Here is a 7,402-nt window from a genome sequence, read left to right as displayed (position 1 = left end):
CGCTCCGGCTGCAGACCCGGAAGCTCCTCACCATAAAACCACTTGAAGAACTCCGCCAGATCCTCAGAACTCTGAAAAGCAGGCACCGCGTCAACCTCTCACCATGCAGCGACATGGGGCTGGGCCACCCGGTGGCACAGCCCCATCGCTATTAAAGTATTGCCTATGTCCGGTTCGGGACGTTCTTGGTGTCAACGCTCCGGGCCAGCTTCTCGGTCATATCCTCAGCGTCCCGAAGAACCTTGTGCAGGTTGTCGACGCTCTTGGAGTCGGTATCAGAGAGCGAGCCGAACGCCTTCACCAGGGTGCGGAGCAACTCGATCGGTCGCTCCATCTCCTTCACCACCTCGCGGTCCATGCTGCAGTGCTGCTCACCGGGAGGCCAGTTGGTCCGCAGGGCATTTTCCAATGTCGCACTAGCCTGCTCGACTTTGGTCCTGGAACCCTCCAGTTCCGCGCTTCTGATCAGCTCTGTATCGGCGCCGACCTTCGGCATCAGGACTCCTCTCGCCGCGCGCTGTTCGACGGCAGGTTCGAGAACATGCGGTCGGCGGCACGCATTGCCTGGGACATGATTTCGTCGAATTCGACCGAGCTGTTCAACAGGTCGAAGGCCGGCATACCGCCCGGCAGGAACGAGTCGAGCAGCTCCGTCGTACCCGCGCGGGCCTGCGTCCGCGCCGCGTCGATGGTTTCCACCAGCAGCGCGCCGAGTTCGGCGGGGGCCATCTTCCGGTAGGCCCCGGTCGGGAAGCTGATCTCGACGACGTCACCCTGACCGTCAACGGTGACGCTCACCGCTCGGTTCTTGGCGGTCAACGTCGACGCCTTCTCCGCCAACCGCCGTTCGAACTCGGCGATGGCATTCTTCTGCTCTTCGAACTCGGCGTACGCCTGCTCGAACCGGTTGTTCAACGGACTGGACACAGGAGCTCCCTTCAGTTCAGTAACCACGGCTTTGTCGGCCGGTGCCGCGAGACGGTGCGTACGGCGTGCCGGGCGTCTGCGGGACGGCGGGCCGAGTGGAGTCCACTTCGGGTCCGTCGAAGGTGTCGTCTCGGCCGATCACCCCGGTCAGCACGTCTGGTTCGGTGCCCCAGACCTCTTCTTCCTCGGCCAGCCAGGTCTTCCGCTCGCGGTCCTTCTCCTCGCCGCCGCCGCCCATTCCGCCGCCGCCCATCGGACCCATCGGGCCCATCGGACCCGTGGGCGATCCGGCGGCATAGGGACTTCCGAGAGCGGGCACCGCGGCGCTACCGCTACCGGCCGTGGGCGTCGCCAGGGGTGCCGGCCCGAGTGGACCGATCTGCATTCCACCCACACCCGCGGTGGCGCGCTCGCCTGGCATCCCACCGAAGGAGTCGCCACCGATCCCACCGCCCGTGCCACCGAACATCCCCGGCAACGGCTTCCCACCCGGCAGGTCATCGGTGTCGATCGTGGTCGGCCCCTCCTCGAAGTCACCGGCAGGGCCGCCGATCACACCAGGGCCGGGCTTGCTGTCGTTCGGCGACGGACGTCCGGCGCCACCCGTCGGCGACCCGATCGAACCAAGCCCACCACCTGTGCCGAACCCGCCCGGCGGCAGCGCTCCGATCCCACCGGTGGATCCACCAACTTCACCGAGGCCGGTGCCGGGAGTCACCCCAGGGGGGTCACCCAATCCCAGGCCATCACTGGTGAGACCACCTGGCGCCCCCAGATCAGGCATTCCCGCGCCCCCACCGGTCCCGGTCTGGACACCATCGCCGAGCCCCGGGATCTCGGATTCGAACCCACTCGCCGGCGGCAGATCACCGAGGCCAGGGCTTCCCGGGCCACCGATGCCGAGACCCTCGCCGGCACCACCGATGTCGGGGCCCTCACCGGCACCACCGATGTCCGGGCCTTCACCGGCACCACCGATATCGGGACCCTCACCGGCACCACCGATGTCCGGACCACCCGCACCACCGATGTCCGGGCCCTCACCCGCGCCACCGACATCGGGACCACCGGCACCACCGATATTCGGAACACCGGAGCCGGCACCCCCGCCCGTCGGCACCTGGGACGGGGTCAGCATGTTCGTCACAGTCTCGTCAAGGCTGTTCCGAAGAGCACCGTAGATGGTGCGCATGTTCTGGTCCAGCTCGTTCAGACCCCGCTGGAAGACGGCATGCATGTCCTGGTTCAGCCGAGCCCACTCGAAATCGAAGGCGAGGTTGTACTGCCCGGTAATGCCGTCCCCGATGGTCAGGGTGAACATCGCGTTGTCACCAGGGCCGCTCACCTGGGTCTTGATCTGGTCCAACACCCGAGTGATGATCTGATCCGGCTGGTGATGCCAATAAGCCGACCAGTTCGACCAGGCCTGCCGGACCTGATTCCAGAAGTCCTGCGCAGCATGCCCGTTCTTGTGCAGCATCTCCGTCCAGTTTTGACTCGACTGGAGATCGTCGTGAAGGACCTGTAATTCTTTCCGCAGATTCTCCAGCGACTCACGGTACGCAGTCGCCGCTGCACCGGACAACCCCGACTGGCCGCCCGCCAGGTCATTGATTTCTCGCCGCAGCTCCGCGATCGCGTGGTTCAGCCACGTCTCCGCGTTGTACATGCTCTCCGCTGCCGTGTGAAACGACTGCGGATCCAACGGCAGCGGGGTGGCGGGCGTGAACAGGGTGTCCCGTGACCGGTTCCAGAACTCCTTGTAGAAGCGCTCGTGCAGAGACTCGCCCTCCCCCCCGACAAACCAGTCGACCCGCGCCCGGACAGTCAGGTACCACCAGTCCGTGAAATGGTTGCTACCCTCGGTCGTGCCCAGTCGGCGGAAGAAGTAGAACTCGTTGTTCTTCTGCGAGTGCTCGTTCTCCCCAAAATCGGGGAGGTTGTTGATGGTGATCTGAATACTGGTCAGGTTGATCCACGGGTTGCTGAGGAATGGGGTGCGGTCAACGGCCGGCATTCCAAGGATCTGCAGCAGCCCGTCTTCCCACTTGAGGCTGTCCAGGCCGGTCGCCGGCGTCGGCTGCGTCATCGTTACTCCTAAGTCAACACAACATCGAAGCTGGACCGACCTGTCGTCTGGCTACCGGGGGGCGCCGCACAGCGGTGCGTACGGCATCCCGGTGTCTGCGGAAACACTCAGTTCCCGCAGGGTCTCGAAAGATCGAGTCAGTTCGGCTTGGTGGTGTTCGTGTTGGTGCTCGTGGTGTTGGTGCTGGTGTTCGGGGTGGGGGTCTTCGTCTGCGTGGTGGTGTTCGGCAGACCCACCGTGTTCGCCGTGTTGACGTTCTTGTACTCGGCATCCTGGCCCAGCCGCAGGTTGACGGTCAGTGCCCGACTGAGCTTGCCCAGACTGGCCTCGTGGGCGGTGAGAGCCGTGTCGACGGCGCCGCCGATGTCCCGCAACTTGGCCTTGAAGTTGACGCCGCTGGGAAACGCGTCACCACCGGCGGCGACCGTCAGGCTGTTGAACGGAAACCCGTGCGGATGGCCGGGGTCGGCCGGATTGAAGCCCGTGCGGACGGAGTTGATCTGGGTGCGCAGCAGGTTGATGCCGTTTCTTGCCTTCTCAAGCCGCTGCTCGTTATAGCTGATTTCGGGCGTGGGCACGACGAACTCCTTTCCTGGAATGGGCAACGACGTACGCCGGAGCAGACACTCCTCCGGTCTCAGGCCCGGAAGGGGCGGCACCGGACGATGCCCGGGCCACCCCCTCCGGACGCACCTCACTGGTAGAGGCTTGCGCCCTGCTGGTCCGCCTGCCGCATGGTCGCCGCGATGTCCAGCAGCGCCTTGCTCGCGTGGGCACCGGCCGCAGTGATCTCACCGTGCTTGCTGGCCCACTGAAGCTGCGCCGAGGTGTAGGCCTCGACCGTGGCACCGTTGTTCGCCGCCTGGTAGATCTTCATGGCGTTCTCCAGGGCGGCGTATGCCTGCTCCAGGTTCTGCGGCACCTTCGCGATCTGGGCCGCGGTGGTCTCCATGCGTTCGGGAGTACCGGTGTAACTCATTCCTGTTCCTTTCCCGTTGAGAGCGTTGGGCTCGCTGGCAGAGCTTGCGCGGATATCAGGCGGAGGCCCAGTTGCCCAGACCGGCACCCACCGACTGGGCGGCGCTCATGTTCGCGTCCTCGGCGCTGGTGGTGATCTTTCCGGTGGCACCCACCTTCTGCTCGATCTCGCTGCGCGTGTTCTCGAGCCAGGTGGTCGCGTCGTTCAGGGTGGTCAACCCGTTGTTGTACGCCCTGGCGGACTGACCGGTGTAGTCCCCGGCGAGGTCGGACTTGGCGTTCTCGATGGCAGTCCTCGCGGTCATCAGGGCACTACCCATCTCACCGAGAGCGTTACCCAGGGCCACCCGAGTGTCGTCATCTACGCTGATCCCAGGCTGCGTCACCTTGGTTCTTCCTTTCCTGTCCGGTAAAGAAACGGCTCCGGCGGAACCGTCCAACATTGGGGGCTACCGACCGCCACCCGGCGCGGCCGACTCGAGCAGCGGACCGGTCGGCAGCAGCTCCAGCAGCCGGCGGGGCACAGGGCGGGCTCCCGTCGGGGGGTAACCGAGCTGACCAGCCACCTGGGCGGAGGCCAGCGGAAACTTCACGCCGACGTCAGTGACCAGGTAGAAGCCGGAACCGGCCGCCTGGTCCTGCCGGCCGGCCAGCACCAGTCCACCCACCCCCGACTGGGCGGTGATCCGGGCGGCGGTCAGCGACGTGCGGGTCACGCCGGCACTGTCGGAAACCGCGTCCGAGGCGGGAACCGGCTGTCCGGCGGTCACCTCGACCCGGCCGTCCGCCATCGTGTGCCGGACACACCAGGTGCCGTCCGTCGGCAGCGCCGGCAACCAGGGCGGAGCCTCCGGCACCCCGGTGGGCAGCACCGCGCGGGTGGAGACCGGCAACCGGGCCAGCGCCGCCGGGCTCAGCTCCGACGGCGTCACCGCGCGTCCCCCGTACAGCTTCGTGGTCGCCTCATCGGCGGCGACGATCGTGTACGCGAAGGTGTTCAGCTCCGCCAGGCCGTCGTTGAGCAGCAGGTACCGCCGCTCCTGCGATTCGGCACCACGGGCCACGAACAGTTCGCCGATCCGGGCCTGCCGCCCGTCGATCATCGGCCCCGGCGAGCCTCGCCCGGCTACCGGCACCGGGGTCAGGTCCGGTCCGACCGGCACCAGATCCAGCCAGCTCGCCTCCACCGGCACCGCACGCTTGTCGTAGCCGAACAGCCGGGCCAACCAGGGCTGCGTCACCCGTAGCCGCCGGCCCTGCCAGATGAGGAAGGTCTGCCCGCCCGCGGTGGCCACGGCCGCCTCGCCAGGGCCGAGCACGGCACCGCCGGCCCCCGCCGGCCCACTGATGCTGAGGGTGGTCCCGGTGGACAGTGCGCCGGCCTGGTCCCGCACGGCGAGCGCGCACGCCGTCCAGACCTGCTCCCCCACCTTGCCGGGGGCCGGAAGCGCGTCCGGGGCACCGACGATGCCGACCGGCTGGCCGTGCGGCACGCCCTTCAAAGAGTTGCGGGAGACCGAGACGACCCGCGGTTCCCCGCCGAAGAGCAACCGGGTCGACGCGTGGTTGAGCACCGGGTGCAGTGCCTCGCCGGCATAGACGTAGCGGGTGCCGGTCTCCTTCTCCAAGACCAGGACGCCCGGGGTCCGCCACCTGGTGGCTCCACCGGGGACGAAGTACCCGTAGACGGCGAACCCGACGATGACCAGGGCTGAGACCAGCAAGCCACAGATTGTTCCGACGGTCATCCGCCGGTGCGGATTCTCCAGTCCGTCCGGTTCGGCCGCGACCAGCGCACCAGACAACCGGCCCAGCACGTACGACTGCGCCTGGACCTGATCACGACGGGCCTGCACGGCTCAGCCCGCCAGCGCCCGGGCTGCGCCGTACGCACCCAGCAGCGCGAGCAGGATCGGCAGCATGGCGACGGTGCTCAGCAGCTGCGCGATGTCGCCGACCCGGCCCCAGTACGGCATGATCCGGCGGTTCGGCAGCTTGCTGCCGAGCGCGAAGAGCGCCAGCCCGGCGATCGGCAGCGAGCCGGCCGCCACCGCGAGCCTCGACAGCGGCGCCGCGGCGGCGAGGGTGAGCAGCGCCATCAGCGCCAGGCCGAGCGCGGCGGGCACGGCCGACGCCAGCCGGTGCCAGGCGCTGGTCATCGGACGCAACGCCAGTAGCCGGACCAGCGCGACCAGCCCGGCGAGCGTCCACGCCGCCCAGCCGCCGGTCAGCACCAACAGGAGCATCGCGATCGCGGTGGCAAGCCCGTTCCCCAGGTAGAGGCCGGTCATGAAGCGGTCGGCCCGGGCGGTCTGCGCGAGCAGCACGTCGCTCGGCTCCGGGTCGATCTCCTCCTGCAGGTGTTCCGGCTCGGTGGGCAGCGGGGCGAGCCGGATCTTCGCCAGCTTGAACGCGATCAGCGGAACCGGCACGGTCAGCACGGTCGCGAGCACCACGACGACCGCCGCCGCGCTACCCGCGGGCTGGTTGAGGAACGCGGCCAGTCCGGCGCCGACGGCCCCGTACACCGCCGCGCTGAAGACCCCGACGGTGAGCGGACCGGCCCAGCCGAGGAGAAGCCCGGCGAGCAGCGCGATCACCCCGGCGGCGACCGCGCCGGTGAAGAGCTGCGCAGAGCCGAGGCTGAGCGACGCGTCGCTCTGCGTGGCGTCCGGTGCGATCAGGCCGGCCAGGAACGCGTAGGCGATCCCACCCAACGCCGCGACCAGCCCGAAGCCACGGTCGCCCGCGGCCCGGGTGCAGCTGAACGCGCCGCCCAGGCAGATCAGCGCGATCAGAGCGGCGGCGAACGCCCGGGCGATCGGCGGGCCGGGCAGCGCCACGACAACAAGTCCGAGCACGAGGAGCAGAACCAGCACGCCCAGCGCGGACCAGCGGATCATCTCCGGGCGCCAGAGGCCAGCGCGGCTGCGGACTCCGGTAGCGAGTCCGTCCGCGAGGTCGTCGAAGTGCACGGGTGGAATCTGGTCCGAACGGGGACGCAGGTAGACCTGGTCGCCGTCGTGCAGCCCGAGGGAGGCGACACTGTTCTCCTCGGCCAGGGGTGGTTCGCCCAACCGTTGCAGCACCCAGCCCCCGTGGGCCAACCCCGCGTCGGCCAACCCGTCTCCCAGATGGGTCAGCAGCACAGGCAGCAGGTCGGCAACCGGCACATCTGCTGGTACGGCAACCTCCAGCTGCCGCTGCGGTCCGTGGACCACGAGGCGGCACATGTCGGTGGCGGCAACAGTCATGACAACCACGACGTGGTCGTCGGGCAGCGGGTTCAAAAACGAACCGAACGAAATTCGCCTCACCCCGGCGACGCGTTGATCCGATCGTGGGCGGCATCCGTCGTAATGGTCGGACTCGGCACGGCCACCTCGGCGCCAGTCCAGGAGGCGGGTG

Annotated in this window: 8 protein-coding genes; all 8 read right to left on the bottom strand. The window is 68.1% G+C overall.

Translation table 11 applies throughout. The features are described from left to right. Nucleotides 1-163 precede the first annotated feature (163 nt). Complete coding sequence (locus ACIBTV_RS29885; RefSeq protein ID WP_396710270.1) at nucleotides 164-496, bottom strand: hypothetical protein; 333 nt, start codon at nucleotides 494-496, stop codon at nucleotides 164-166. After that, entirely contained in the window at nucleotides 496-927 is a 432-nt protein-coding gene (locus ACIBTV_RS29880; protein WP_396710268.1) for a YbaB/EbfC family nucleoid-associated protein, read from the bottom strand. Before ACIBTV_RS29880 ends, ACIBTV_RS29885 begins: the two co-directional genes overlap by 1 nt. 16 nt (nucleotides 928-943) lie before the next feature. Then, nucleotides 944-3,016, bottom strand: a complete 2,073-nt coding sequence (locus ACIBTV_RS29875) for a WXG100 family type VII secretion target (protein WP_396710267.1) — start codon at nucleotides 3,014-3,016, stop codon at nucleotides 944-946. A gap of 137 nt (nucleotides 3,017-3,153) precedes the next feature. Next, nucleotides 3,154-3,594 (bottom strand): hypothetical protein, encoded by a 441-nt coding sequence (locus tag ACIBTV_RS29870; protein ID WP_396710265.1) that lies wholly within the window; start codon nucleotides 3,592-3,594, stop codon nucleotides 3,154-3,156. A gap of 116 nt (nucleotides 3,595-3,710) precedes the next feature. Beyond that, nucleotides 3,711-3,995 (bottom strand): WXG100 family type VII secretion target, encoded by a 285-nt coding sequence (locus tag ACIBTV_RS29865; protein ID WP_130401887.1) that lies wholly within the window; start codon nucleotides 3,993-3,995, stop codon nucleotides 3,711-3,713. Between the two features lie 55 nt (nucleotides 3,996-4,050). Beyond that, entirely contained in the window at nucleotides 4,051-4,299 is a 249-nt protein-coding gene (locus ACIBTV_RS29860) for a hypothetical protein (RefSeq protein WP_396710263.1), read from the bottom strand. A gap of 144 nt (nucleotides 4,300-4,443) precedes the next feature. Continuing rightward, complete coding sequence (eccB, locus tag ACIBTV_RS29855; RefSeq protein ID WP_396710261.1) at nucleotides 4,444-5,850, bottom strand: type VII secretion protein EccB; 1,407 nt, start codon at nucleotides 5,848-5,850, stop codon at nucleotides 4,444-4,446. Between the two features lie 3 nt (nucleotides 5,851-5,853). Then, nucleotides 5,854-7,248, bottom strand: a complete 1,395-nt coding sequence (gene eccD / locus ACIBTV_RS29850; protein ID WP_396710259.1) for a type VII secretion integral membrane protein EccD — start codon at nucleotides 7,246-7,248, stop codon at nucleotides 5,854-5,856. Between the last annotated feature and the right edge of the window lie 154 nt (nucleotides 7,249-7,402).

Origin of the sequence: Micromonospora sp. NPDC049366 (genome assembly GCF_044466625.1) — a bacterium.
Classification (GTDB): domain Bacteria; phylum Actinomycetota; class Actinomycetes; order Mycobacteriales; family Micromonosporaceae; genus Micromonospora.
Note: the sequence above shows the minus strand (reverse complement) of the source record. Positions and strands in the feature narration are given on the sequence as shown.

Bases quoted from the DNA above. Each gene is read 5' to 3' on its own strand.
- ACIBTV_RS29860 (WP_396710263.1), bottom strand. From the start codon at position 4,299: ATGACCGCGAGGACTGCCATCGAGAACGCCAAGTCCGACCTCGCCGGG.
- eccD (WP_396710259.1), bottom strand. From the start codon at position 7,248: ATGACTGTTGCCGCCACCGACATGTGCCGCCTCGTGGTCCACGGACCG.
- ACIBTV_RS29865 (WP_130401887.1), bottom strand. From the start codon at position 3,995: ATGAGTTACACCGGTACTCCCGAACGCATGGAGACCACCGCGGCCCAG.
- ACIBTV_RS29875 (WP_396710267.1), bottom strand. From the start codon at position 3,016: ATGACGCAGCCGACGCCGGCGACCGGCCTGGACAGCCTCAAGTGGGAA.
- ACIBTV_RS29885 (WP_396710270.1), bottom strand. From the start codon at position 496: ATGCCGAAGGTCGGCGCCGATACAGAGCTGATCAGAAGCGCGGAACTG.